This is a genomic window from Chenggangzhangella methanolivorans, assembly GCF_042648545.1.
Lineage (GTDB): Bacteria > Pseudomonadota > Alphaproteobacteria > Rhizobiales > Methylopilaceae > Methylopila > Methylopila methanolivorans.
On the sequence record NZ_JBHRXS010000009.1, the window covers coordinates 1 to 24,594 of the forward strand.

The 24,594-nt window shown below is 68.7% G+C and carries 24 protein-coding genes; 2 read left to right on the top strand and 22 right to left on the bottom strand.

Features of this window, described 5'->3' with window-relative positions; genetic code table 11:
• Positions 1-7: 7 nt before the first annotated feature.
• The 9 genes from ACFOWB_RS18980 to ACFOWB_RS19020 form a co-directional block, all read right to left on the bottom strand.
• Positions 8-292: a hypothetical protein gene (locus ACFOWB_RS18980; protein ID WP_261402086.1), complete on the bottom strand. Its 285-nt coding sequence runs from the start codon at positions 290-292 to the stop codon at positions 8-10.
• Between the two features lie 122 nt (positions 293-414).
• A complete protein-coding gene (locus ACFOWB_RS18985; protein WP_378148841.1) occupies positions 415-2,304 on the bottom strand; it encodes a methanol/ethanol family PQQ-dependent dehydrogenase in 1,890 nt (629 codons plus the stop codon).
• A 227-nt stretch (positions 2,305-2,531) separates the two neighbouring features.
• Complete coding sequence (locus ACFOWB_RS18990; RefSeq protein ID WP_261402085.1) at positions 2,532-2,999, bottom strand: hypothetical protein; 468 nt, start codon at positions 2,997-2,999, stop codon at positions 2,532-2,534.
• Complete coding sequence (locus ACFOWB_RS18995) at positions 2,996-6,205, bottom strand: efflux RND transporter permease subunit (protein ID WP_261402084.1); 3,210 nt, start codon at positions 6,203-6,205, stop codon at positions 2,996-2,998. The genes ACFOWB_RS18990 and ACFOWB_RS18995 overlap by 4 nt, the downstream gene beginning before the upstream one ends.
• A gap of 258 nt (positions 6,206-6,463) precedes the next feature.
• Positions 6,464-7,372 carry a divalent metal ion exporter adaptor subunit IhpB gene (gene ihpB / locus ACFOWB_RS19000; protein WP_378148901.1) on the bottom strand — a complete coding sequence of 303 codons (909 nt, stop codon included), beginning with the start codon at positions 7,370-7,372 and terminating at the stop codon, positions 6,464-6,466.
• Positions 7,373-7,905: 533 nt separating this feature from the next.
• The gene (locus tag ACFOWB_RS19005; protein ID WP_261402082.1) at positions 7,906-8,244 is read right to left on the bottom strand and encodes a hypothetical protein; all 339 of its coding nucleotides are present in this window, start codon (positions 8,242-8,244) and stop codon (positions 7,906-7,908) included.
• Positions 8,241-9,527, bottom strand: a complete 1,287-nt coding sequence (locus tag ACFOWB_RS19010) for a TolC family protein (protein ID WP_261402081.1) — start codon at positions 9,525-9,527, stop codon at positions 8,241-8,243. The genes ACFOWB_RS19005 and ACFOWB_RS19010 overlap by 4 nt, the downstream gene beginning before the upstream one ends.
• A 68-nt stretch (positions 9,528-9,595) precedes the next feature.
• Positions 9,596-9,961 (bottom strand): hypothetical protein, encoded by a 366-nt coding sequence (locus tag ACFOWB_RS19015; protein ID WP_261402080.1) that lies wholly within the window; start codon positions 9,959-9,961, stop codon positions 9,596-9,598.
• A gap of 96 nt (positions 9,962-10,057) precedes the next feature.
• On the bottom strand, positions 10,058-10,387 hold the full coding sequence (locus ACFOWB_RS19020; protein WP_261402079.1) for a hypothetical protein: 330 nt from the start codon (positions 10,385-10,387) through the stop codon (positions 10,058-10,060).
• 316 nt (positions 10,388-10,703) lie between these two features.
• On the opposite strand from ACFOWB_RS19020, the gene ACFOWB_RS19025 reads away from it, so the two are divergent.
• Positions 10,704-11,696, top strand: coding sequence for a TerC family protein (locus ACFOWB_RS19025; protein ID WP_261402078.1), 993 nt, complete (start codon positions 10,704-10,706; stop codon positions 11,694-11,696).
• 120 nt (positions 11,697-11,816) lie between these two features.
• Positions 11,817-12,380 (top strand): hypothetical protein, encoded by a 564-nt coding sequence (locus tag ACFOWB_RS19030; RefSeq protein ID WP_261402077.1) that lies wholly within the window; start codon positions 11,817-11,819, stop codon positions 12,378-12,380.
• Here the strand turns inward: ACFOWB_RS19030 and ACFOWB_RS19035 are convergent.
• The 13 genes from ACFOWB_RS19035 to ACFOWB_RS19095 all read right to left on the bottom strand — a co-directional run bounded on the left by ACFOWB_RS19035 (position 12,362) and on the right by ACFOWB_RS19095 (position 24,245).
• Entirely contained in the window at positions 12,362-12,934 is a 573-nt protein-coding gene (locus ACFOWB_RS19035; RefSeq protein WP_261402076.1) for a hypothetical protein, read from the bottom strand. The genes ACFOWB_RS19030 and ACFOWB_RS19035 overlap by 19 nt on opposite strands.
• A 62-nt stretch (positions 12,935-12,996) precedes the next feature.
• The gene (locus ACFOWB_RS19040) at positions 12,997-13,935 is read right to left on the bottom strand and encodes a YncE family protein (RefSeq protein WP_261402075.1); all 939 of its coding nucleotides are present in this window, start codon (positions 13,933-13,935) and stop codon (positions 12,997-12,999) included.
• Positions 13,932-14,447: an SRPBCC family protein gene (locus ACFOWB_RS19045; RefSeq protein ID WP_261402074.1), complete on the bottom strand. Its 516-nt coding sequence runs from the start codon at positions 14,445-14,447 to the stop codon at positions 13,932-13,934. The genes ACFOWB_RS19040 and ACFOWB_RS19045 overlap by 4 nt, the downstream gene beginning before the upstream one ends.
• Positions 14,447-15,511, bottom strand: a complete 1,065-nt coding sequence (locus ACFOWB_RS19050; protein WP_261402073.1) for a vWA domain-containing protein — start codon at positions 15,509-15,511, stop codon at positions 14,447-14,449. The genes ACFOWB_RS19045 and ACFOWB_RS19050 overlap by 1 nt, the downstream gene beginning before the upstream one ends.
• Entirely contained in the window at positions 15,508-16,032 is a 525-nt protein-coding gene (locus ACFOWB_RS19055) for a hypothetical protein (protein ID WP_261402072.1), read from the bottom strand. Before ACFOWB_RS19055 ends, ACFOWB_RS19050 begins: the two co-directional genes overlap by 4 nt.
• A 29-nt stretch (positions 16,033-16,061) precedes the next feature.
• On the bottom strand, positions 16,062-17,084 hold the full coding sequence (locus tag ACFOWB_RS19060; RefSeq protein ID WP_261402071.1) for a vWA domain-containing protein: 1,023 nt from the start codon (positions 17,082-17,084) through the stop codon (positions 16,062-16,064).
• Positions 17,081-18,076 (bottom strand): hypothetical protein, encoded by a 996-nt coding sequence (locus ACFOWB_RS19065; protein ID WP_378148842.1) that lies wholly within the window; start codon positions 18,074-18,076, stop codon positions 17,081-17,083. The genes ACFOWB_RS19060 and ACFOWB_RS19065 overlap by 4 nt, the downstream gene beginning before the upstream one ends.
• Positions 18,077-18,144: 68 nt before the next feature.
• On the bottom strand, positions 18,145-19,014 hold the full coding sequence (locus ACFOWB_RS19070; RefSeq protein WP_261402069.1) for a DUF58 domain-containing protein: 870 nt from the start codon (positions 19,012-19,014) through the stop codon (positions 18,145-18,147).
• Positions 19,011-20,072: an AAA family ATPase gene (locus tag ACFOWB_RS19075; protein WP_261402068.1), complete on the bottom strand. Its 1,062-nt coding sequence runs from the start codon at positions 20,070-20,072 to the stop codon at positions 19,011-19,013. Before ACFOWB_RS19075 ends, ACFOWB_RS19070 begins: the two co-directional genes overlap by 4 nt.
• A 224-nt stretch (positions 20,073-20,296) precedes the next feature.
• Positions 20,297-20,605: a methanol dehydrogenase [cytochrome c] subunit gene (locus tag ACFOWB_RS19080; RefSeq protein WP_261402067.1), complete on the bottom strand. Its 309-nt coding sequence runs from the start codon at positions 20,603-20,605 to the stop codon at positions 20,297-20,299.
• Between the two features lie 101 nt (positions 20,606-20,706).
• On the bottom strand, positions 20,707-21,279 hold the full coding sequence (gene moxG, locus ACFOWB_RS19085; protein WP_261402066.1) for a cytochrome c(L), periplasmic: 573 nt from the start codon (positions 21,277-21,279) through the stop codon (positions 20,707-20,709).
• 46 nt (positions 21,280-21,325) lie between these two features.
• Positions 21,326-22,174, bottom strand: a complete 849-nt coding sequence (gene moxJ / locus ACFOWB_RS19090) for a methanol oxidation system protein MoxJ (RefSeq protein ID WP_261402065.1) — start codon at positions 22,172-22,174, stop codon at positions 21,326-21,328.
• A 175-nt stretch (positions 22,175-22,349) separates the two neighbouring features.
• The gene (locus ACFOWB_RS19095; protein ID WP_261402064.1) at positions 22,350-24,245 is read right to left on the bottom strand and encodes a methanol/ethanol family PQQ-dependent dehydrogenase; all 1,896 of its coding nucleotides are present in this window, start codon (positions 24,243-24,245) and stop codon (positions 22,350-22,352) included.
• Positions 24,246-24,594: the final 349 nt, after the last annotated feature.

The window sequence follows — 24,594 nt, forward strand, 5'->3', positions numbered from 1 at the left end:
TGCGCGGTCAGAACCTCGACCTGCCGCAGCTTCGCGACGATCTCTTCAGGTGCGTGCCTTCCTCGGCATCGTTCAGTCCTCCACATGGCCAAAAGCCATACATCAGGGAGGACCACTTCTCAGGGGGCAGACCAATCGCGCAGCCGTTGACGATCCAGGGGTCGGGGCGCGGCTCCACGTTCTGGATCACGGTCTGGCCGGTCGCGGCTCCGGCGCCTGCGGCGAGAAGCGCCGTCGCGGCGAGCGTCCGCAGAACCCGGCGCGGAGCGCGCGAGGCGGTCTTGATGGACATCTCGGTCTCTTTTTCCAAAGCGATGCGCGGAGAAAGGACCGGCGGCGCCGGCATCGGGGTCAGTGGGGCGCCGCCGGCCAGAGCGGGCGGCCCGGGGGGAGATCCCGGACCGCCCGGCAGCCTTACTTCTGCGCGGTGCGCTCAGGCACTTCGAACACCCAGAACGAGCCGCCCTGGCTGACGAGCTTGGTCTGGTCGGCCATGTCGCCGCCCCACAGCGGCACCGCACCGCCGTAGCCCGAGGCGATCGCCACATACTGCTTGCCGTCGAGCTCGAACGTCACCGGGACCGAGACCACGCCGGAGCCGGTCTGGAACTTCCAGAGCTCCTTGCCGGTCTTGGCGTCGGCGGCCTTGAAGTAGCCGTCCGAGGTGCCGAAGAACACCAGCCCGCCCTTGGTGGTCATCGTGCCGGACCAGAGCGGCATGGGCTCGAGATGCTCCCAGACGATCTTGCCGGTCTTCGGGTCGAGCGCCCGCAGCGCGCCGACATGGGTGTCGAACTTGCGCTGGATGCGGAAGCCCTGGCCGAGATAGGCCGCGCCCTTCTTGTAGGTGACGTTCTCGGTCCAGTAGTCTTCCTGCCAGTCGTTCGACGGGATGTAGAACAGGCCGGTGTCGGCGCTGTAGGACATCGGGTTCCAGTTCTTGCCGCCGAGGAAGTTCGGCGTGACCTTGATGGGCTTGCCCTTGGCCTCGCCCTTCTCGGGCGCCGGGGGCCGCTGCCCCTCGACCTCGATCGGACGACCGGTCTTCTCGTCGAAGCCCTTCGCCCAGGTGATGTCGCGGACGAACGGATAGGCGGCGATGAAGCCTTCCGCCTGCTTCGAGATCTTGCCGTCGCGAGCCGAGAGCTTGTCGGTGTCGGTCAGGAAGAAGAAGCCGTTGCGGTCGGCGTGCGCGCCGGCGCGGACCGTTTTCCCGTCCTTCTCGAGATCGAACAGGATGATCTCATTGTTGCCCGAATAGTCCCAGGCGTCGTTCGGGGTGTGCTGGTAGAAGCCGACCGGCTCGCCGGTCGAAGGCTCGATATAGGCCTGACCCGAGGTGTAGAGGCTGTCGTAGTTCTGCCAGTCGCCCTTCGGGCCGGTGCGGTAGTGGTGGTTCCACGGCGCCGGGTTGCCGGTGCCGACGATGATGGTGTTGGTCTTCTCGTCATAGATCGGGCTCTGCCACGGGGCGCCGCCGCCATGGCTCCAGGCCTCGGCCTTGCCGGTCTTGGTCTCCTTGCTGTCGGGCCAGGACGGCGCCTTGGGATCGCCCGTCGGGGTCGACTCCTTGCCGTTGAGGCGCCCGACATGGCCCTCGACGAAGGGACGCTTCCAGATCTCCTCGCCGGTCTCCGGGTCGCGGGCGTAGAGCGCGCCGAACTCGTCGCCGGAATTGCCGTGGACGAGCAGCACCTTTCCGGTCTTGGCGTCCTTGATGATGACGGGCGCGCCGGTGAAGGCGTAGCCAGCCTGATGGTCGTCAAACTTCTTCGACCAGACGACCTTGCCAGTCTTGCGGTCGAGCGCGACCATCGAGGCGTCGAGCGTGCCGAAATAGATCTTGTCGCCGTAGATCGCCGAGCCGCGGCTCACCACGTCGCAGCAGGGTCGGATGTCGTCGGGCAGGCGGTGCGAGTAGGACCAGATCTTCTTGCCGGTCTTAGCGTCGAGCGCGAAGATGCGGCTGTAGGACGCCGTGATGTAGATCACGCCGTCGCGCACCAGCGCCTGGCCTTCCTGGCCGCGCTGCTTCTCGTCGCCGAACGAGAAGGTCCATTTGGGCTTCATCGTGCCGACATTGTCGGCGTTGATCTGGTCGAGCGTCGAGTAGCGCTGGGCCTTGACGCCGAGGCCGTACATCAGAACGTCGTCATTGGTCTTCTGGTCGTTGAGGATGTCCTCCCAGGTGACCGGACGCTGGTCCGGCAGTTCCGCAAGCGCGGGCGCGACGCCCGCCAGCAGGAGCGCCGACGCGCCCGCCATCAGCAGCCCCCGGGGGCCCGCTCTTCCGAATGTGCTCATTCGTTCCTCCCCGCGGTCTGGTCCGTTTCGCCGACCGCTTGGGAGCAAGCCTAGAAGCAAACATTCGACCATTCATGAGAGTTATTTCAAGAACGGATCGTCCTTAGGCGCCATGAGCAAAATATAAGATTGCTTTATTTCATAATATATTTTTATCATAAGCAGCGAGTCACGATCTTCATTCAACTATAGTCTGCGCAAGGCGATCTTCCCACGCCGCCCGACCCTCAGCCGCGGGCCTGGCGCGCGTCCCGGATCATCTGTTCGAAGAAGTCGTGCCGCTGGTCGTGAGCGTCGACGACGCCCCTGACCAGCGGCTTCGCGGTCTGCTCGCAGAGCGCCTTCAGACGGCCCGCCTGCTCCTCGGCCGAACCGCCTGAGAGCGGCCGGATCATGCCGAGGCCGACCGCCCGCGCCGCGCCGGCCGCGCTCGCGACGATCGGCGCCGCCTCCTCGCGCGTCATGACGGCGAGGATGTGGTCCTTGACGTGGGCGATGACCTGATGGGCGTCGCCGTCCCTACCTCCTGTCTCCCGCGCGAAGTCGGGATCGAGCTTCTCGCAGACCGCCGCGAGGTTCTGCGCGAGGAAGACGGGCGAGAGAATGTTGCGCATGACGTCCCCATCGAGCGCGCGCGCCGGGGACGAGGTCCCCAGCGCGAGAGCCCCGAGGAGCAGCGCGGCCGCGCCCCTCATGCCGCGCCCTCCGGAACGGCGTCCGGCGCAGGCGCCGGATCAGGCCTCCGCCGGCGCGTGAACAGCGCGTAGAGCGCCGGCAGGACGAGCAGCGTCAGGATCGTGGACGACACGATCCCGCCGATCACCACCGTTGCGAGCGGCCGCTGCACCTCCGCGCCGGGACCGGTCGCGATCGCCATCGGCACGAAGCCGAGCGAGGCCACCATCGCGGTCATGAGCACCGGACGAAGCCTCGTCAGCGCCCCTTCCTTCACCGCCTCGACCAGATCCTTACCCTGCTCGCGCAGCTTCTGGATGAAGGCGATGATCACGAGCCCGTTGAGCACCGCGACGCCCGAGAGCGCGATGAAGCCGATGCCGGCCGAGATCGACAGCGGAATGTCGCGGATCAGAAGCGCCGCCACGCCGCCGGTGAGCGCGAGCGGAACGCCCGAGAACACCAGCGCGGCGTCCTTGAAGGATCCCAGGCTCATGAACAGCAGCACGAAGATCAGCCCGAGCGCGATCGGGGTGACGATCGTGAGCCGCTGGGTCGCGGAGACGAGCTGCTCGAACTGCCCGCCCCAGCCGATCCAGTAGCCGGAGGGCAGCTTGACCTGCTCTGCGATCGCCTTCTGGGCGTCGCCCACGAAGGAGCCGAGGTCGCGGTCGCGGACATTCGCCGAGACCACGATGCGGCGCTTGCCGTTCTCGCGGCTGATCTGGTTCGGCCCCGGCGCGACCTCAAGCGAGGCGAGGCTCGACAGCGGCACGTAGCGGGTGCGGACCGCAGGCGCCCCGAGAACCGCAGGACTGGCCTGCGGCTCGGCGCCGTCCGGGGTCGGCAGCGGCACGGGGATGGTCTTCAGCGCCTCGATGTCGGTGCGCAGCTTTTCGGGCAGCCGCACCACGATGTCGAAGCGGCGGTCGCCGTCGAAGATCTGGCCGGCTTCCTTGCCGCCGACCGCGATCTCGACGATCTCCTGCACGTCGCCGACGCTGACCCCGTAGCGGGAGAGCGCCGCCCGGTTGAGCTTCACGGTCAGGATCGGAAGGCCGGTGACCTGCTCGGTCTTCACGTCCGCGGCTCCAGGGACCTGTGCGAGCGCGGTCTGCACCTCGCCCGCGACCTTCAGCAGCGTATCGAGGTCGTCGCCGAAGATCTTCACCCCGACGTCGGAGCGCACGCCAGAGATCAGCTCGTTGAAGCGGAGCTGGATCGGCTGCGAGAGCTCGTAGTTCGACCCCGGGATTTCTTCCGCGGCCTTCTCCACGTCCAGCATCAGTTCGGCCTTGGTCTTGGCCGGATTGGGCCATTCCGACCGGGGCTTCAGCATCACGTAGCCGTCCGAGATCGAGGGCGGCATGGCGTCGGTCGCGACCTCGGCGACGCCCGTGCGGGCGAACACCTCCTTCACTTCGGGAAGCTGCAAGAGGCGCTTCTCCAAAGCCGTCTGCATCTCCAGCGACTGGGTGAGGCTCGTGCCCGGCACGCGCAGCGCCTGCACGGCCGCGTCGCCCTCGTCGAGGCTCGGGATGAACTCGCCGCCCATCCGCGACGCCGCGACGCCGGTGACGACGACGAGCGCGGCGGCCGCCGGGGCCACGATCCAGCGGAGCCGGATCATGAGCCCGAGAAGCGGCGCGTAGGTCACGCGGGCGCCGCGCATGAACCAGTTCTCCTTCTCCTTGACGCGCCCCGTCACGAAGATCGCGATCGCGGCCGGAACGAACGTCATGGAGAAGATCGAGGCCCCGAGCAGCGCCATCAGCACCGTCACGGCCATCGGCGTGAACATCTTGCCTTCCACGCCTGTCAGCGTGAGCACCGGCAGGTAGACCACCGCGATGATCATGGTGCCGAAGAGGCTCGGCCGGATGACCTCGCTCGCGCCGGCGAGAATGGTCTCGAACCGCTCCTGCATGCTGAGCAGCCGCCCGCGGCGTTCCTGCTCGTGGGCGAGCAGGCGCAGGCAATTCTCGACGATGATGACCGCGCCGTCGATGATGATGCCGAAGTCGATGGCGCCGAGGCTCATCAGGTTCGCCGAGACCTTGTTCTCGACCATGCCCGTCACGGTGAAGAGCATCGCGAGCGGGATCACGAGCGCCGTCACGATCGCCGCGCGGATGTTGCCGAGCAGCAGGAACAGCACCGCGATGACGAACAGCGCGCCCTCGACGAGGTTCTTCTCCACCGTCGCGATGGTGGCCTCGACCAGCGTCGAGCGGTCGTAGACGGGACGCGCCTCGACGCCCTCGGGCAGCGATTTCTGCACCTCGCCGAGCTTGTTCGCGACGCGCTCGGCGACGGTGCGGCTGTTCTCGCCGATCAGCAGCATCGCGGTGCCGAGCACGACCTCATGGCCGTTGAGCGTCGCCGCGCCGTTGCGCAGCTCCCGCCCGTCGCGGACTTCCGCCACGTCCGACACCCGCACCGGAACGCCCGCATGCGCGTTGATGACGATGCCGCCGACATCCTCGGCCGAGAGCGCCTGTCCGGGCGTGCGGACGAGATACTGCTCGCCGTTCCGCTCGATATAGCCTGCGCCGACATTGGCGTTGTTGGTCGCGAGCGCCGTCATCACGTCGCGGAAGGTGAGCCCATAGGCCATCAGCCGCGCGGGGTTCGGCAGCACATGCAATTGCCGCTCGTAGCCGCCAATCGTGTTGACCTCGACGACGCCCGGCACGGTGCGGAGCTGCGGCGTGATGATCCAGTCCTGGATCGTGCGCAGGTCCGTCGGGGAGTAGTCGGTCCCGTCCGGCTTCTTCGCGCCGGCCTTGGCGTCCACCACGTAGTTGTAGATCTCGCCGAGCCCGGTCGAGATCGGGCCCATGGCGGTCTCGGTCCCGGGCGGCAGCTGGTCTTTCGCCTGCTGCAGCCGCTCGTTCACGAGCTGGCGGGCGAAATAGATGTCGGTCCCGTCCTTGAACACGACGGTGACCTGGGAGAGGCCGTAGCGCGAGAGCGAGCGGGTGTAGTCGAGGTCCGGCAGCCCGCCCATGCTGGTTTCGAGCGGAAAGGTGATGCGCTGCTCGACCTCGAGCGGCGAGAATCCGGGCGCTGTGGAGTTGACCTGCACCTGGACGTTGGTGATGTCCGGCACCGCGTCGATCGGCAGGCGCAGGAAGTTCCATGCGCCAACCCCCGCGACGGCGAGGCAGGCGAAGACCACCAGCCACCGCTGCGCGATGGAAAAGGCGAGGATGCGCTCGATCATGGCCGGGCGCTCCAGTTCGAGAGAGCGCGCTCTTCCCCCCTCCCCCGCGCCAACTCCGTACTGGCGGAGTTGGCCATCCTGACTGCGCAAGTCGGAAGCATCCGACTTGCGATAGGGAGGGGTCGGGGGTGGTTCAGGATCGAGCGAAGACGGCGCTGGCGCTCGACGCGCAACGTGGCGCGGCGTTCGGAGCCACCCCCACCCTTACCCTCCCCACAAGGGGGAGGGGCCGGCAGCGTTGCGTCTCGGAAAAGGCCCTCAATGCTCATGGCTCGCGCTCCCCTTGGCGAGCTCGGCCTTGACCACGAAGCTGTTCTTCGAGGCGTAGGCCTCGCCGGCCTTGAGGCCCGTGACGACCTCGACCACGCGCCCGTCGCGGCGTCCGAGCGTCACGTCGCGCGCCGCAAAACGGTCGCCCTCGCGCACAAACACGACGTCGCGGCCCTCGAGCGACTGAACCGCGTCGAGCGACACCGCCAATGGAACCGGCTGCTCGGCGGTCGCCACCGCGCCGGTCGCGAACAGGCCCGGTCGGAAGCGGCCGTCATTGGCGATGACGGCGCGCGCCACCGCGCTCTGCGTGTCGGCGGCCCCGATCGGCGAGAGGTAGGAGATCTTCGCCGCGATCGGATCGGCGCCGTCCTCGGGATCGATCAGCACCGTCTCGCCGACCTTCACCTTGGCGAGGTCGCGGCGATAGACCGAGAAATCGACCCAGAGCGTCGAAAGGTCCGTCACCACGAAGGCCGGCTTCTGTTCGGAGACATATTCGCCGAGCGAGGCCTGCCGCTCGGTGATCACGCCCGCCATCGGGGCCTTGAGCTCGTAGGTGGTGAGGCTCTGGTTGCTCTCGATCACCGCGAGCGGCTCGCCCTTCTTCACCTCGTCGCCGAGGCGCTTGGAAAGCGTCCGCACGATCCCCGGAAAGCGCGGGGTGACTTGCACCACCGCCTCCTGGTTCGCCTGCACGATCCCGTTGAGCTGAAGCTCCTCGCGCAGCGTCGCGCCTGCGGCTTCTCGAAGCCCGATGCCGGCCGCCTTCGCCTGGGCCTCGCCGAGCTCGACCACGCCCTCCGGCAGCTCCGCGCCATGGCCGTGCCCGTCGTCTTGCTTTTCGGCGCCGTGCCCATGGCCGTCGTCCTTGGCGTCGACCGCCGCGACCTTCACTCCTGCGCCAGTCTCCGCCTTGGGCTCGGGCTTAGGCTTATCGTGGCCGTGGTCGTCCTCGGCGCCATGGCCGTGGCCGTCGTCTTTGGCTGGCCCATGGCCATGCCCGTTATCCTTGGCGTGGTCGTCCTTTCCATGGGCGTGACCATCACCCTCCTTGTGATCGTCCGCCGCCGCGACCTGAGCCGGCGCGCCGGCGTCGGCCTTGGGCTTCGGCTTATCGTGGCCGTGGCCGTCGTCTTCGCCATGCCCATGGCCGTCGTCCTTGCCGGACCCATGGCCATGCCCGTCATCCTTGGCGTGGCCGTCGTCTTTTTCATGCGCGTGACCGTCGCCTTGCCTGTGGCCGTCCGCGGCTGCGACCGTTTTCGGTCCTTCGGCGTGCGCGTGGCCGTCGCCGCCCATCAGGCCGGAGTAGAGCGCGAGCGCTCGCGTTCCGACCTCTGAGGGCCCGACCTGGGCCGCGTAGAGCCCGCCGGCCCCGATGAGGCCGCCGACGATCAGGACGGCGGCGTCGCGTGCGAGGGAGCGGCTCATGAGCGGTCTCCCATCAGGGCGTTGGTCTGCTCGGAGACGCGGCGCGCATAGCAGGGCGGCTTGGTCTTCTGGCCCTTGTGGTTGCGGCCGGCCCATTTGTGGCCATGGCCGAGATGGGCGTGGTCGGCATGGGCGTCCGGATGGCCGTCGCCGGCGAAGTGGCGAAGCCTCGTGTCGCGGGCGTCGCAGGTCGGCGGGGTGCGGCCGTCATAGACGAAGGCCCCGCCGGTTCCCGGCACGGGGACGACGCGGGCCGTGGCGTGGCCGGCGAAGGCGGCCGAAGCCGAGGCGAGCAGGATCGCGCCTGCGGCGCAGGCGGTCTTGAACATGGTCATTTGTCTCTCCGGGACAGAACGAGGGCGTATCCCGTCAGGCCTTCGAGACTGGCGAGGGTTGCGTGGAAGGAGACGAGCGCGTCGATCTCCTTGAGGGAGGCGTCCGAGAGCGCGGCCCGGGCCTCCAGCAGTTCGAGCAGCGAGTAGCGGCCTTCCGCATAGCCCGCGCGGACCTCGTCATAGGCCTCGCGGGCGACAGGCAGCACGTTGGCGCGGGTGAGGCGGGCCTCGTCGTAGGAGCCGCGCAGCGCCTCATAGGCCGCGCCCACCATCACGGTGAGCGAGCGCTGCGCGGTCGCCCGCTCAGCCTCGGCCTTGGCGAGCGTCTCGCCCGCCTCGACCACGCCGCCCTGGTTCCGGTCGAACACGGTGAGCGGCACGCTGAGCGAGGCCATCACGGCGTTGGACTTGTCCTCGCGATAGTGCCGCCAGCCGACGCCCGCGGTGACGTCGGGAACCGCCCTCGCCTCCGCCGCCGCGAGCAGCGCGCGGCGTTGCGCCTTCAAGGCCGTGAAGCGCGTGAGCTGCGGCGTCTGGAGCGCGCGCGACATCAGGCTTTCGAAGGACGGCGGGACACCGATGCGCGTGAGGTCGCCGCCGACGGAGCCGAAGGACGCGGCCTTGTCGCCGATGAGCGTCGACAGCTCGCGCCGCGCCGCGTGGAACGAGGCCTTGGCTTTCGCGAGCTCGACCCGCGTCGTCTCGGTCGCGACCCGGCCGCGGGCGATCTCGGCGCGCGACGAGGCCCCGGCCTCGACCCGGCGTTCGAGCAGAGGCGTCAGCCGGTCGAGATCGTCGACCTGGGACTCGAGCTCGGCGACGCGGGCCTGCGCGCCGAGCGTTCTCGCGAAGGCTTCCGCCGTTTCGGCGAGCACCTGCAGCCGGGTCGCGGCCCGGTCCCAGCGCGCAAGGTCCGTTTCGGCGGCGGCGGCCGCCATCCGGGCCTGCCGCTTGCCGCCCAGCTCGAACAGCTGGCTGATCTGCAGCGTGGTTTCGGCCGCACCGAGATTGCGTCGGGCATTGGAGCCGAACGCGCCGTCGATCTCGGCCGAAAGCTCGGGGTTGGGAAACAGCCCCGCCTGGATGTTGCGGCCGCCCGACGCGCCGATCTCGCGATCGGCGGCGGCGAGCGCCGGACTGGCGGCGACGGCGCGCGAGAGCGCCTGCGACAGGGTTAGCGTCCGCGCAGACTTGTTTGGAGGTTGATTGGCGGCATGCGTCGCCGGCGCCGGAAGCAGCGCGATCGCCGCCCCCAGCGCAAGCGCGCGGGTTCTGAGAAACATGACCTGACCTGATGAGAAGACGAGCGGAGGCGCGCGCTAGGACGCGCGCCGGCTAGGGCGTCGTCAGGTCAGGCTCGGGGAGGAGGAAGGTCGATCAGGGGCTCGCGGCCGTGCTCGGACGGCGCCGAGAACCAGTTCAGCCGTTCGCCGAAGGCGACGAGGGCGGCCGCGCCGTGCGGCGTCGGCTGGGGCATCGCCGCGCAGCCGTGGCAGCCGTGATCGATGCGATCGCCCGAGGCGTCGACGTCGCCGGCGTGCTGGTCGCCGGCCTCGCCGGTGATCGCGAGCGCGATCGCCGAACCGGGGCCAACATGGGCCGCATGGCCCTTCTCGACCGCGCCGGCGTAGCCGAAGAACGTCAGGCACAAAGCGATCGTCAGCCGGGCGAAGAGTCGCCCGAGCAACGAGGATTTCGCTTCAGACCGATCGATCATGCCGCAATGCATCAGGGAGTTCGGGACGCGAAGTCAAGTCGGAACGGACGCCTCGCCGCAAGCCGCCATCCTCCGGTCGAGAGAGTGAACGGTCCGTTAAATCCGGGACGAGGCGGGGGCCTCCTCCTCCCCGCGCAGATAGGGCCGGGCCGCCGCCACCACGGGCGCGCAGGACGGCGCGGCCTTGACGATCACGTCCTCGGCCTTCAGCCGCTCGAGCCAGACGTCGAGCGCGAGCGAAAACCCATGCGCGGGGCTGTCGCCCACCTGCTTCACGAGTGCGGGAACGCCGTTCCGGACGCAGGTCTCGACCTGCGCGATGACCTCGACCGGCGCCTTGGCTCTGCGCAGGGCCGCCTCGACCTCCGCCGTCGCCGGATCGACGACGAACGTCTGGAGGAGGCTGGAGAGAAGCGCGCTGAGCATGAGGGGTCTGTCCGTGCGAGAGGAGCCGGGAGCGGCCGCGTCTCGCATAGCCCGGCGAAGTGACGGAAATATCGCCGGATTTCGTGTGGAGGGCGCCGCCCGGCATCACGGTTGCGTCAGGCCGGCCGTCGTCCCTTGCCTTGCGGCCCGCCGCGGCCCATGTCGACGCAGTCAGATTGGTCCGGGCCCCTCTGGCGTGCTTTCCCCAAGCGGAGGCGCGTGATGTCGGACTGCCCACCCACCCTTTGAGGGCGGTGGCGCAGCGTCCGCGTCGGCGCTCGTCGTCGTCCTTGCGACCAGAGGACCTCGACGGCGCATGATCCCGGAATTTCTGTTCGTTGAATTCGTCGGCAAGCCGGCCTGGCTGTGGCTGAGCTTCCTCGCGCTCGTGGGCGTTCTGCTCGCCTTCGACCTCGGCGTGCTGAACCGCAAGGGCAAGGAGCTCGGCGTCGCCGAAAGCCTGAAGCTCTCCGCCTTCTACATCGCGGTCGCGGTCGCGTTCGGCGGCTGGGTCTGGTCCTCGATGGGGCCGGAAGCCGGCATGAATTACTTCACCGGCTACGCCATCGAGAAGGCGCTCTCGATCGACAACGTCTTCGTCATCGCGCTGATCTTCGGCTATTTCTCGATCCCGCCGAAGTACCAGTACCGCGCGCTGGTCTGGGGCATTCTGGCGGTGCTCGTGCTCCGCGGCCTGATGATCGGCGTCGGCGCCAAGCTCGTCCAGGACTACGGCTGGATCATGCTGGTGTTCGGCGCCTTCCTCGCCGTCACGGGCGTGAAGATGCTGTTCGCGGGCGACGAGGAGACCGACCTCTCGCAGAACAAGGCGGTGGCCTGGCTGTCCAAGCGCATGCGCGTGACGCCCGAGCTCCACGGCGAGCGCTTCTTCGTGCGCCAGCCGCATCCGACCACGGGCAAGCTCGTGCTCTGGACCACTCCGCTGTTCCTCGCGCTCGTGGTGATCAACATCGCGGACCTGGTCTTCGCGGTGGACTCGGTGCCGGCGATCTTCGCCATCACCACCGACACCTACATCGTGTTCACCGCCAACATCATGGCGGTGCTCGGCCTGCGCGCGCTCTACTTCGCGCTCGCCGCGATGGCGCAGCGCTTCGCCTATCTCAAATACGCGCTCGCGCTCGTGCTGGTGTTCATCGGCGCCAAGATCTTCTGGGCGCATTTCTTCGGCAAGGTCGACCCGGCGATCTCGCTCGGCGTCACGCTCACGCTCATCGCCGGCGGCGTCGCGGTGTCGCTCTGGCGCACCCGCGGCGACGACAAAAAGGCCGAGCTGCCGGCCGAGTGAGCGAAGCCGCGAGACCGGCGAGGCGCCCCGAGCGACGCCTCGCCTCGCAGTGAAAATTCTTCGTACGAACAGTCGAATAAAATATTTACCGCATGGGGCGGTTCTGAATAGATTCATCCCATGCTTCGATCTTCGAAATATCTGACGGTTTCTTTATTATTTATTCTGGCGGCAGGGGCTGGTCTCGCCCTGTATCTGCGCGGCGACAACCCGAAACCCGTCGCCGAACAGCCGCCGCCACGGCCGACCGTCCTCACGCTGCAGTGCCAGTTCTACGTCTTCGTCGAGAGCCGGCCGTTCGTCGCCTTCCTGCTGGAGAAGGCGCCGGACGATCCCGCGCTCTACCGCCAGCTCTATGTCGCCAAGGCCGACGGCGACCGGACCGACTACAACGCGCTGGTGGACAAGCGGCCGGAGTGGCGGCTCGGCGGCGCCGGCGACCCGACGCTCCTCGAAGCCCAGGTGACCGTCCCGGATCCCGGCCCCGCGGGCGTCGCCGAGCAGGAGATCGCGATCGAACTCCGCGAGTTCGACGCCGCCCGGTCGGACGGCGTCTGGCGCGAGGCGAGTCTGAAAAGCGTCTACTACCAGAACCTGCCGGGCAAATGCCGGCAGGCCGCCACGCCCTTTCCGGGCCAGCCCGGCTCGGGCCAGCCCGCGTCGGGTCAGCGCGCCGCCGGCTGAGCGTCGGCAGCCGGCGCGTCGAGCGCGGCCACGATCTTCTCCACGGAATCGTCGCGCAGCTTCACCGCGCCGGCCTCGGACTTCGTCAGGATCTGCACCGACATCATGCCGAGCCGCTGCGAGTCGAAGATCGTGGTCATGGCCGCGGTCGCGCCCTCGGGGCAGAAGCCGAGGCCCTCATACTGCACGCGGTGATCGCTGAGCCGCCGGACGTCGAAGGACTTGAACGCGCAACCGGTCGCCTTCAGCGACTCCTCGGTGCCGTATTTGAAGCTCTGCAGCGCCTTGTCGGGCTCGGCCACCACCAGCTTCACATAGTCGGGCGAGGGCTTGGCTTGGCCGACGCCGACCACGCCGCGGCCGCCGCAGGCGTCGCTCTCGCACACGAAGGTGACGCCCTCCTCGCCGGTCTGCTTCTTGACCCAGCCGGGCCCGATCTCGGCCACCACCTTGGTCACGTCGATCTGCGGCAGGTCGAGCGCCTGCTGCGCATGGGCCGCGCCGGCGAACGGCAGGGCAAGGCCTGCGAGAACGAGACGTTTCATGAGACGCATTGGGGATTCTCCCGTTGGTTTTGTTTAAGTCCGGCCGCTTCCGACGGCCGGTTGGGCGAAACTCATTCGGCGACGACCACCAGGTTCCGTGGGCCGCCTTCCGCCGACATGGTCCTGGCGACCTTGATGGTCTCGAGATCGACGAGCGAGACGGTGTCGTCCATCCAGTTGGCGACCGCGGCGGTCTTGCCGTCGGGCGTCAGCGACACGCCCTCCGGATAGGCCCCGGTCTTCACCCGGCCCGCGACCTCGAGGGTCGTGGCGTCCACCACCGCGAGCGCGCCGTCATGCTGCAGCGTGACCGCGATCCGCCCGCCGTCGGGCGTCACGGCGACGCCGTAGGGCATCTTGCCGACGGCGACGCGCTTCAGCTCCGCGCCCTGCGCGACGTCGACCACCGAAAGGTCTCCGCTCTGGACGTTGGCGACGTAGAGGCGCGCGCCGTCTGGCGACAGAGCGAGCGCGAACGGAGCCTTGCCGACCTTGACGGTCTTGAGCTCCGACTTGCCCGTGAGATCGACCACCGCGACCGCGTCGTCCTCGCGCAGGGCGACGAATGCCCGCTCGCCCGCCTTGTCGAGCACGACGCCTGCGGGCGACTTGCCGACCTTGGTCTCGCCGGTCGGCGCTCCCGTCAGCGCGTCGAGCTTGATCAGCACGCCGCGGGTCCAGTCGGTGAGGTAGACGAACTCGTCGGTCGCCGCCGCCCCGAAGGGCTGGCCCTTCACCGGGAAACGGGCGGTGATGCGCCGCGTGAGCGCATCCACCACGGTGACGCGGCCATGGTCGGGATCGGTGACGTAGAGCGTGCGCCCGTCGGGCCCGGCCGCGACGCCCGCCGGCAGGTCGCCGACGTCCACATAGGTCGCGGTCCCGCCGGCGACCGGCAGCAGGCGCACCACGCCTCCGGTCTGCCCGACGACCGCGATCACGGCCTCCTCGGCGACAGCCGCGGAGGAGGCTGCGACCGCCGCCGCGCAGAAGAGCGCGCGGAGCCTCACCCCTGCCCCTCCGCCTTCTTCTTCAGGCCCTCGAGACCCGCCTTGAAGAAGTCCGACAGCGCCTTGACGGCCGAGGCGTCGTCCTTGCCCTCCGGCGGCTCGTTGGAGGTGTCGAGCCGGTAGCCGCGGCCCTGCCAGGTGACTTCGGACCCGCCGCCCGCGGCCTTGACCACGATCGTCGCCGAATAGGAGCTCACCGGAAAGGCGTCGACGCCCTCGTTGGAGAGCCGGTAGCCGAGCGTCATGGAGGCGTCGTCGCTCTCGTCCTGCCCCTCCTCCAGCACGGCTCCGCCCTTCACCGTGAGGGTGCGGTCGGTCCCCTTGGCCTCGACCTTCTCGACGTCCGGGTGCCAGGCCTTGATCCCGCCGAAGTCCTTGACCAGCGCCCAGACCTTGGCGGGCTCGGCCTTGATCTCGACCTTCTCCTCGACTTTCTGCGGCGTCGGGCCGTGGGCGAAGGCGGTTGCGGGCGCGGCGAGCGCGAAGGCGGCGGCGAGGATGATGGAACGCATCAGGCGACTCCTTGGCTGGCGGCGCTTTCGCGCCGAAGGCTTGGGCTGACGGCGCCGTCGCGCCGGGAACTTGGGCTCGCGGCGCTTGCGCGCCGGAGGCGGGGGAAAAGCGCGCGACCGCGAAGGCTCGCGGCGAGCGGCGCTCCGTAGAGAGCCGCCAGCGCCAGAAGCGCGGCGAACGCCGGGAGGGAGGACAGGTCGACCGGAACCTCGATCGGGCGGGGTTTCGCGTTCGCCTCGATGGCCTCCGCGAGCGCCTCCGGATCGCCGAGGCGCGCATAGCCGAGGCCGGTTGCGGCCCCGATCTGGCGCAAGTGATCCTCCTTCACGGAGGTCAGGTGCTCGTCGCCCTCGGGCATCTCGCCGAAGGGCGCGTTGCGGGCGTTGTAGCCGGCCGGAAGCTCCTGGCCCTCGGCGTATTCCGGCGGCGGCCCGAGCCGGGAGGCCTGCGGCACGTCCGACATCGAGAAGAAGCCGGACTCGCGTCCGAAGTCGTCATATTTCGGGATCGGGACCGGCTGGGTTCCGCCGACGCCGACGAGAAGCCCCCTCACCTTGTCCTTCTCGATCTCGAAACGCTGCTCCATGTCGGTGCGCGGCGGCGGCGCCTCATGGCCGTCGGTCAGGAAGATCAGGTCCGCGCCGATGGGCTTCGTCATGTCGATGGCGCGCTGGAGGCCGTCTGAGATGCGGCTGTCGCCCTCCCAGGCCATGCGCCAGTCGAGCCCGCGGATCGCGCCCTCGATCGCCGCGAAATCGCGGCAGACGTCCATGGGCTCGAACAGCAGGAAGACGCGCCGCTCGCTGAACACGCCGAGGCCGAAGCGCGAGCCGCAGGGCAGCCGGCCGATCGCCGCCGGCAGGCGCTGCCTGACCGCGTCGAGCCGGCTCTGCGGAGCTCCCTGGCCGCCATAGTCGCGCGCGTTCATCGAGCCGGTGATGTCGACGAAGCCGACGACGTCATAGGTCGCGCGCTCGGCGCGGATCTCCGGCTGCAGCGCCGCGATTGCGCTCATCACGAGCGCCCCGCCGATCGCGAGCGTGCGCCAGTCCGGCCGCCTCACGGCAGCCCCCGCGGGCGGCCGGGGAGATCCGTCCAGAGCTTCTTCGGCTGGGCCTTGGTCTCCTCCTCCAGCCCCTCGAATTCGGGGAAGTCGCGCACGAGCCGCATGACGACGTCGAGGTTGTAGCGGGCGTCCCAGAGGCCCGGATCGGCGCGCAGCGACGCGCGGAACGCGTCCTTGGCGAGGCGCACCTCCGGGATCGCCTTGTCGATCTGGCTGGCCTCCACCGCGCCGACGGCCCGGCGCGCGCGGGCGTTGCCGACGTCGTAGTAGAAGCGCGCCGTGACGTGCCGGTCGCCCTGCCCGACGATGCGCCCGACGAGCGACTGGGCCTCGTCGATCCGGTCGCGAACGAGCAGAAAATGGGCGCGGGCGAAGACGAGTTCGGCGCTCGCGTCGTCGGGCGGGGCGACGTCGCGTTTCGACGCGAGCGCGATGAAGACGGCGCGTTCGGCGCGCTCGCCCTGGAGCGTCCAGATGGCGGCGGAAAGCCACGCCGCCGCCGCGCAAACCGCTACCATGGGCGCCAGGCTTTTCAACGCGCCAAGCCTCATGACGCGCTCCTCAGGTCGCGGCCGGCGGCCGGTTCGTCGAGGCGGCGCTCGAGCAGCTTCGCCCCAAGAAGGAGAGCGCTCGCAAGCGCCGCGACCCAGTAGCAGAGCCAGTCGAGGTCCTGCCGCGGGACGGTCTCGAAATAGGTCGTGGGCCGCTGTTCGAGCTGGTCGATCTCCTTGATGGCCGCCGAAACCTCCGCCGCCCCGCGCGCCTCGAAGGCGCGGTAGGGCAGACCGAGCGATTTGAAGAAGATGTCGAGGTGACGCTCGGGATAGGTCTGCGGGACGTCGGGCTCGCCGGGCGGCGGTTTGTCGTAGATCCCCTTGGACCCTTGTGTGCGCAGAAACAGCCAGTAGAGCCGCACCGGATCGCGGGCGGCGGCGTCGCGCAGCGCGTCCTGGACCCGCCGGTCGATCACCGCCGCCCCGTCCGAAACCAGCACCAAAGCCCTGGAGCTCTCGGACGACGCGTCGTCGAACATCGAGAAGGCGAGCGCCAATCCGCGGCCGACGTCGGTGTGGGCGAGGCCCGGCCGGTCGATCGCGGCGATGGCGGCCCGCACCGCCTCGTGGCGGTCGGTCATCGGGACGATGGGCATCGGCGAGGTCGAGAACGCCGCCACCGCCACGCGATCGGCGGGGCGGCGGGCGGCGAAGTCGGTGAGGAGGCGCCGGGCGGCGACGGATTTCGACTCCTCCTTGCCGTCCGGAGAGCGGTTGGCGAAGGTCGAATCCATGCTGGAGGAGCGGTCGAGCAGCAGCACGATGTTGGCGCCTGTCCCCCGGCGCTCGACCACCTGGTCGCGCCGGTGAAGCCCCGCGAGGCCAAGAACCAGAGCGATGAGCGCCAGCGCGCCGAGGACCGACAGCCCGACGCCGATCGCCGCCGACAGCGGGTCGGGCGGCACGACGTCGTCGGAGGGCGCCGGCGACAGCCGCAGCGGCGAGGCCAGGAACGGCAGAGCCCCCAAGGCGAGCAGGAGGAGCGGCCAGAGGTGGTCGAAGCCAAGCGCGCTCACGTGGCGCGTTCCGCGGCGGCGAGCGAGCGCGACAGCGCCACGAGTTCGCTCGCCGGCATGTCGGCGCCCGGCCTGCCGCGCCCGAAGAAGGCGATCCGCGAGGCGTCGAAAAATCTTCTGATTCCAGCATCTTGCTGCTGAAACGACGGGCGGTCGGCGAGGAAGGCCGCGAGGTCTTCGCCCAGGAGCCGCCTGCCCGCCGCCGCGTCGAAGGCGCGGTGGAGGGCGAGCGCGGCGGAGCGCCACCCCTCCTCGCCGCCTCTCGCCGCCCGCGCCACGCTTCGGACGGCGGCCGCGAAGGGCCGCGCCGGGCGCTTGTGGAAGGGCGGCCAGGCGCGCGCGAAGGCGAGCCAGGCGAGCGCGAGCAGCGCGGCGACGCCGGCCGCCGCGACCTTGATCTCAGCCGAACGCAGCGAGGGAAGGCGCGGCGCGGCGTCGGGCCTGAGGCCATAGGCCGAGCCGCCGCCCGCGGTCGCCGCGATCGGGCGCAGCGGCGAGGTGATGAAGCTCCAGCTCGCGCCGTCCGCTTCGACGCGCTTGCCGGCGTCGTCGACCACGACCAGCTTCATGGGCGGCGTGGTCTGCTCGATCGCCTCGAGCGGGGCGTAGAAGGTCTGGTATTCGGCCGAGATCTCGTAGCGCGTCGCGCCGTTCGGACCCTTGCGCTCGGTCGACGAGACCGAACGCAGATCGAGCCAGTAGGTCACCGGCCCCGGCTTCGGCAGCGCCGAGGGATCGAGCCTGAACGGCGGCGCGACGTCGACCCGGGTCTTCAGCGTGAAGACGTCGCCGAGCAGCACGCCGAAGGGTTGGGGCGCGGTCATCGATCGGTCAAGAATCTGGGCGGCGGCGGGGGCCGGAAGCGCGAAAGCGACCGCAAGCGCCGCAGCGGCGACGACGCTGCGCGCTTCGAAATGCCCTGCTGCGGCGGCCTCCCCAGCATGAGGATCGGCGAAGTCTCCGAAATGAGGACAAGGCTTCTTTGCGATCATGCTCCTCACGCCGGGGAGCGGGCCGCAGGGGCGCGTCTCGAAGCGCGCAGCTCTTTCGCCGAACCGCATCACACGCCCCCCGACAGGAGGTGGTCGGCGAAGGCGTCGGGATCGAACCGGTCGACGAGGTCGAAGGCCGGCCGGCCGTGGCGCCGGAACAGCCGGTCGAGCGAGGCGCGGCGCTCGCGGGCGTGGGCGAGCCAGGCCTCGCGCAGCGAACGGCGCATCAGCACCGTGCGGCGGCGTCCGGTCTCCAGATCGCGCGTCTCCACGAGGCCGAAGCGCGGCAGCCGCGTCTCGATCGCGCTCGAGCGGACGACGATCGGCGCGACGTCGTGGCGCCAGAGCCGGCCGAGCAGTTCCTCGATATCCGGCTCCGGCAGCAAGAAGTCCGAGACCACGAAGACGAGCGAACGGCGCTGGGGAAGCTCGTCGAGCATGTCGAGAAGGCCGGCGACGCCCCTGCCCTCGCCGGCGTCCTGCGCGACCTTCCGCCAGATCTCGTCCGGCAGTCCGGCCCGGCGGGTCGCGCGCAGCGCAAGGTCTGCGCGCGGGCGAGGACCGGCCGCGATCATGCCGAAGCGGTCCTGGCTGCGCAGCGCCGCATGGGCGACCGCAGCGCAGAAATCCGCGACCGGGTCCTCGTTCTCGGCTCGGCCGAACGCCATCGAGCCAGAGAGATCCAACGCCACGAAGACGTCGATGCGGGCGCGGTTCTCGAAGCGGCGGACCTTTACGCCGCCGAACGGATCGGTGATCGAGGCGCGCACGTCGATGCGGCGCGCGTCGGGCGCGTCGAGCAGGGAGCCATGGCGAAGGAACGCGCCGTTGAGCCCGGCGCCGAGCGCCCGGTGGATCCCCGGCGCGACCCCGCGCGCCCGGCCGAACAGACGGTAAGGCAGATCGGCGCGTTCGCCGCCGCCGGCCGTCCGCGTCACGGGGCCGGCACCTTGTCGAACGTCTGGCCGCAGAGCGCCCGCACGATGCGCTCGCGGCGGGGCTCGTAGATCGGATCGAGGAAGATGCGGTGCGCCATCACCGGCGCGAACACGGCGCGCACGTCCTCGGGCAGCACCATGTCGCGCCCCTCGAGCCAGGCGCGCACGCGCGCAGCCCGAACGAGCGCGCCGACGCCGCGCGGAGAGCCGCCGGCGAGGATCAGGCGGTCCATGTCGACGCCGTCGATCACGATCCCGGCGCGCGCCGGGGCGCGCAGCGCGTCCCAGAGGGCGAGCACGTAATGCTCGAGCGTCAGGCTCGTGGAGACCGACGTCTGGATGGCGCGGCCCGCTTCGTTCAGGCCGCGATGGTCGAGCACCGCCCTCTTCAGCCCGCCGATGAGACGGTCGACGTCGTGAAAGCGCGGATCGAAGACGAGCTCGCGCCTGATGTCGGCGTCGTGCGGGGTCTCGACCCCGATCTCCATCAGGAAGCGGTCGCGGGCGGCGGCCGGCAGTTCGAACGTCTCTTCCTTCTCGACGCGGTTGCGGTCGGCGAAGACGACGAGATGGGGAAAGCTCCAGTCCTTGCCGAAGGCCGTCACGCTTCGCTCGGCCATCAGGCGCAGCAGAAGCGAGTGCACCTGCGGACGAGCGCGGTTGATCTCGTTGAAGAAGAAGACCGCGAGGTCTTCGCCATGGCGAAGCGCCGGGCCCGGATCGACGCGCGGCTTGCCGGCGTCATCGATATAGGCGGCGTAGAGCATGTCGGTCGGCATCAGGTCGACCGTGCCCTCGATCCGTTCGAACGGCCCGCCGAGAGCATGCGCCACCGCGCGCAGGATCGTGGTCTTGCCGACGCCGACGTCGCCTTCGAGCAGCACATGGCCGCGGGCGAACAGCGCGATGGTGAGCAGACGCACCACATGCGGCTGACCGATCACCGCGCGCGAGACCTCGGCCTCGAAAGCGAGCGCCTTGGCGCGCCAGTCGTCGAGCGAAATGTCCGGGGCGCCGTCGCCGGCGGACCGACGCTCGGCGATCGAGGTGGGGGTCATTGGACCTCGCCCTTTTTCTTCTTGGAAAAGGCGGCCGCCGCGCCGTCCCGCCAGCTTGTGGCGAGGGCTCGGACGACGGCGGCCGTCAGGTGCGCGTCGCCATCCCTTGGGGCGGTCGGAAGACACCCGCCCCGGCGACGAGAGGGCGCGGTCCGCATGGTTTCGCGGACCGCCTGGGATCAGGATGCGACCCGCCGACATGTTTTTCGGACGGGACGCTCATCTCAATTCGAGATCTTCGAGACGTCGTAGACGAACTTGCCGGTCTTGGCGAAGTTCTCGGCGCGCTTGGCGTTACGCTCTTCCATCTGCTTGATCGACTCCGACTGCTTGGCGACCTGCTTGGGGTCATGCTTCGGGTCGTACTTCGAGCCGGTGATCTTCGACTTCTCCGGATAGCCGGGCTTGGGCTCCCAGCAGACGCCGGGCTCCTTGCAGTTGGTGCCGTCATAGGCGAGCGCGGGAGCGGACGCGAAAGCGGCCGTGAGAGCGGCTGCGGCCACGAGGCCGGCGATGCGAGACGTGGTGGTCATGAGTGCGTTTCCTCGTTCTTTCAGACTTCTGGTCGTCCTGCAGTCGTCTGGACGCGGACGTGAGCCGCGCCAGTCCCGCGCCGGCCCCCCGGCGCAGATCCTCAGCCGCCCATCTTGCATTCGGCGGGCGCGTCGGCGCCGGGCTTGGGAGCCGGCTTGCCGTCGTATTTCGCGAGCGTCTTGCGCGCTCCCTCGTCCAGCCATTCGGCCTTGTCCGGAGAGCCGACGTAGAGATGGCGGACCCAGGCCATCACGAGCAGCATCTCGTCGACGTTGACCGAGTTGTACATCGGACCCATCTGGCCGCTCGCGCCGCCGAAGACTGTCTCGAACATGCCCTTGTCGGTCGTGTTCTGCGGATAGGTCCAGTAGTCGTCGTTGAGGCCGGGGCCGATCTTGCCTTCCGCGAGATGTCCGTGGCAGCCCGAGCAGGCCCCGCTGAACAGCTCCTCGCCTTTGGCCAGGCAATCGGGCTTGCCGAGATAGGGGTTCTTGCCGGTCTGCATGAACTCCTTGAACGCGGCGACGTCCTTGCCGTCGGCGGGCGCGTCGTCGAGGTTCAGCGGCTCGCCCGTGACGGTGTTGTTGAGCGAAATGTCCGCCTGCGCCGCAGGGGCGCCGAGCGCGAACAGCAGACAGACGGCTGCTGCGGAAAGAGAGAGACGATCAAGCATAAGAACTCACATCGATAGCTGTGTGGGATGCTGCGCCGACGCCGTTTCAGGCGTTGGGCGGCAGCACGGGCACGCCTTCATCGCTCAGAGCTCGGTCGATCTCGGGCTTGGCCTTGGCGATCGCGGCGTCGAGTTCTGCGCGAAGCTTCTCGTCGTCCTTCCGGACGCCGATCGACTGATCGAAATGCAGCGGGATCTTCAGCCCGTCGGAACGGGCGAAGTCGTCTTCGATCATGGTCATCTTGAGCGGGGTCGAGGCGCCCTTGACGTAGCGGGCGACGTCGGGCGCGAAGGCGATCGCGGCGTCGGCGTCGCCGTTGACGACCTCGCTGACGAGCTTGCCGGCCTCGACCTGGGTGTATTTGTTCCGCTTGTCCTGGAAGTTCACGAGCGACAGGCCGTAGGACACGTTGTCCTCGTATTTGCCGGCCTCCTTGAGGATCAGTTCCGCGGGCGTGGAGAAGCGGACCGCGAAGCGGGTCGCGTCGGTCTTCTCCAGACCCTTCCAGTTCGAGCCGAGCTCCGGGCCGCCTTCGGACTTGGTCACGTAGACATAGCCGGTGCGGTAGATCGGCTTGGTGGCGAGCACGCGCTCGTCGTCGCTGTCGACGCCGAACACGACGTCGCAGAGATTCTTGTCGAGGCCGTCGCGCACCAGATAGATCGCGGCGCGGTCGAACCAGACGAACTCGATCTCGCGGCCCATGGCCTTGGCCACGACGTTCGCGATCCTGTTCTCGAGCCCGTCGCCCTTTTCGGTGGAGTACGGCGCCTCGATCTTGGAGGCGCAGACCTTGAGCGGCTCGGCGGCGGAGGCGCTCTGGGAGGCTGCGAACGGAGCGGCGAGGAGCGCGGCTCCAGTCAGCGCGCGCCGCGCGGTCGAAATGCGGATCATCGGACGTCGTCTCCCTGTGCGCCGTCTGCGGCTTCTCGTCCGGCGTCCGCCGGCGGGCCGTCCTTGTTCGGGCGCGAACCCTTGAATTGCTGATGCTTTGGGGAAGCGGCTCCCGCCGGGCCGGAGCGCGGTCCGGCGGGAGCTCATGCTGGTTTGAGGTCAGGCGGTCAGAGCGTCAGCCGCCCTGCTTGCCCGTCCACTCGCCGACATTGACGTCGTCGTAGGGGTTCTTGCCATTGAGCGAGAAGACCTGCACGCCGCCGCCCATCTGGGTGTAGTTGGCGAGGTTCTTGAACGCGCCCACCGCGCCGAGACCGGCCGTCGGATCGTTCAGGTCGAACACCAGGCCCACGCCCGGCCAGCCGCCCACGCCGTAGTAGATCGCGACGTACTGCACGCCCTTGTGGGTGTAGGTCATCGGGTGACCGATCACGCCGGACGGCAGGCGGTACTTCCAGAGCAGATCGCCGGTGCGGGTGTCGCGAGCCTTGATGAAGCCATCGAGCGTTCCGTAGAACACGATGTTGCCGGCGGTCGCGAGCGTGCCGCCCCACACCGAGAACCGCTCCATCTTCTCCCAGTCGTACTTGTTGTTGATCGCGTCATACGACTTGATCTGACCGAGACCCTCGTAGTTCTGGCGGTCGCCCTTCGGGCCAGGGTACATCCACAGGGTCGCGCCGACGAAGAACTGACCGGCGCGGTACGGGAGCATGAAGGGCTCCCAGTCCATGCAGATGTGGTTGATGCCCATGTAGAAGCGCTGCTTCTCGGGATCGTACGAGTCGTGGCCCTGATTGTGGTAGCCCATCGCCGACGGGCAGATTTCCGTCGCCTTGTGGTCCATGCGGGTCGCGAACTCCGGATCGCGGACCGGGACGCCGGTCTTGAGGTCGACCTGCTTCACCCAGTTGACGGTGTCGTCGAGCTTGTCGGCCGAGATGAGCGTGCCGTCCTCGCGGTCGAGCGTGTAGACGATGCCGTTGCGGTCCGGGTGGGTCAGGAGCTTGCGCAGCTTGCCGGTCTTGTCCTTCTGCTCCGAGAGCATCATGACGTTGACGCCGGCGTAGTCCCATTCGTCATGCGGCGTCTTCTGGTAGCCGAATTTGGCCTCGCCGGTGTCGATGTCGCGACCCCAGATGGTCATCGTCCACTTGTTGTCGCCCGGACGCATGGTCTCGTTCCACGGGGCCGGGTTGCCCGAGCCGTAGTAGAAGAGGTTGGTGTCCGGGTCATAGGCGTACCAGCCCCAGTTGGTGCCGCCGCCGATCTTCCAGGCGTCGCCTTCCCAGGTCTTGTTCGTGCCGAGGCCGAACTGGCCGTAATGCGGGTTCTTCGAGTTGAAGTCCTTGGCGAGCTTGACCTCGTCGTCCGGGCCGGTGGCGTAGGCGCGCCACTTCTGGGCGCCGGTCTTCACGTCGTAGGCGGTGACGTAGCCGCGCACGCCGAGCTCTGCGCCCGAGGAGCCGACCAGCACCGTGTCCTTGATGACGTAGGGCGCGATCGTAAGGGTGGAGCCGACCTTGATGTCGGAGTTCTCCATCTTCCAGACCTCGGCGCCGGTGTCGGCGTCGAGCGCCACGATGTGGCCGTCGAGCTGGGTCTTCAGGATGCGCGCGCCGGTCTTGCCGTCGCCCGGCCAGTAGGCGAGGCCGCGGTTGACGACGTCGCAGCACGCGACCGCGCGGGCGGTCGGAGCCTGCTTGGGCTTGTGCTGCCAAAGGATCTTGCCCGGCTCGTTGAGGTCGAGCGCGAAGGTCGGGTTCGGGAACGCCCCGTGCACGTACATCTTGTCGCCGATGACGAGCGGCGTGCCCTCATGGCCGTGAAGCACGCCGGTGGAAAACGCCCAGGCCGGACGAAGACCCTTGACGTTCTCGGCGTTGATCTGCGTCGCCTTGGAGTAGTTCTGAGCTTTGTAGGTCTTGCCGGTCATCGGCCAGTTTTCTTCGCTGTTCGACAGCTCGACGAGCTTGTCGTTCGCGAAGGCGGGGAGAATGCTTCCCGCCACGCCGATCGCCGCAGCGGCCGTCAGCGTGAACGCCGAGACGGACGTTCGAAGTTTTGTCATCTGAAACCCCTTGCGTTTCCCAGTCTTCTTCTGCGGCGCCGGTCCGTCAGGGCGGACTGTAGGGCGCTCTGCGACGCGCGGACCCGAGGCGATCAGGTCGCGAAGTTTTTCTTTACGCCGTGCGGGCTTATTGCGTTTCGCAGTGCCTCAACTGTTCACAATCGACCGGATGCTGTCTTGATCCAAAGTGGAAAAAGCAGTCGGGAACTTTTGGCATGGCGGGCGCCGGGAGCCGGCAGTAAGGTGAGGACCAATGTCATTCTAAGAAAAAGATAACAAACACAGAATGCTAACAAGCTGGCGGGGATGCAGGGGTCAAGGTCGGCGCGCTTGCCGGAGCGCGCGTTTG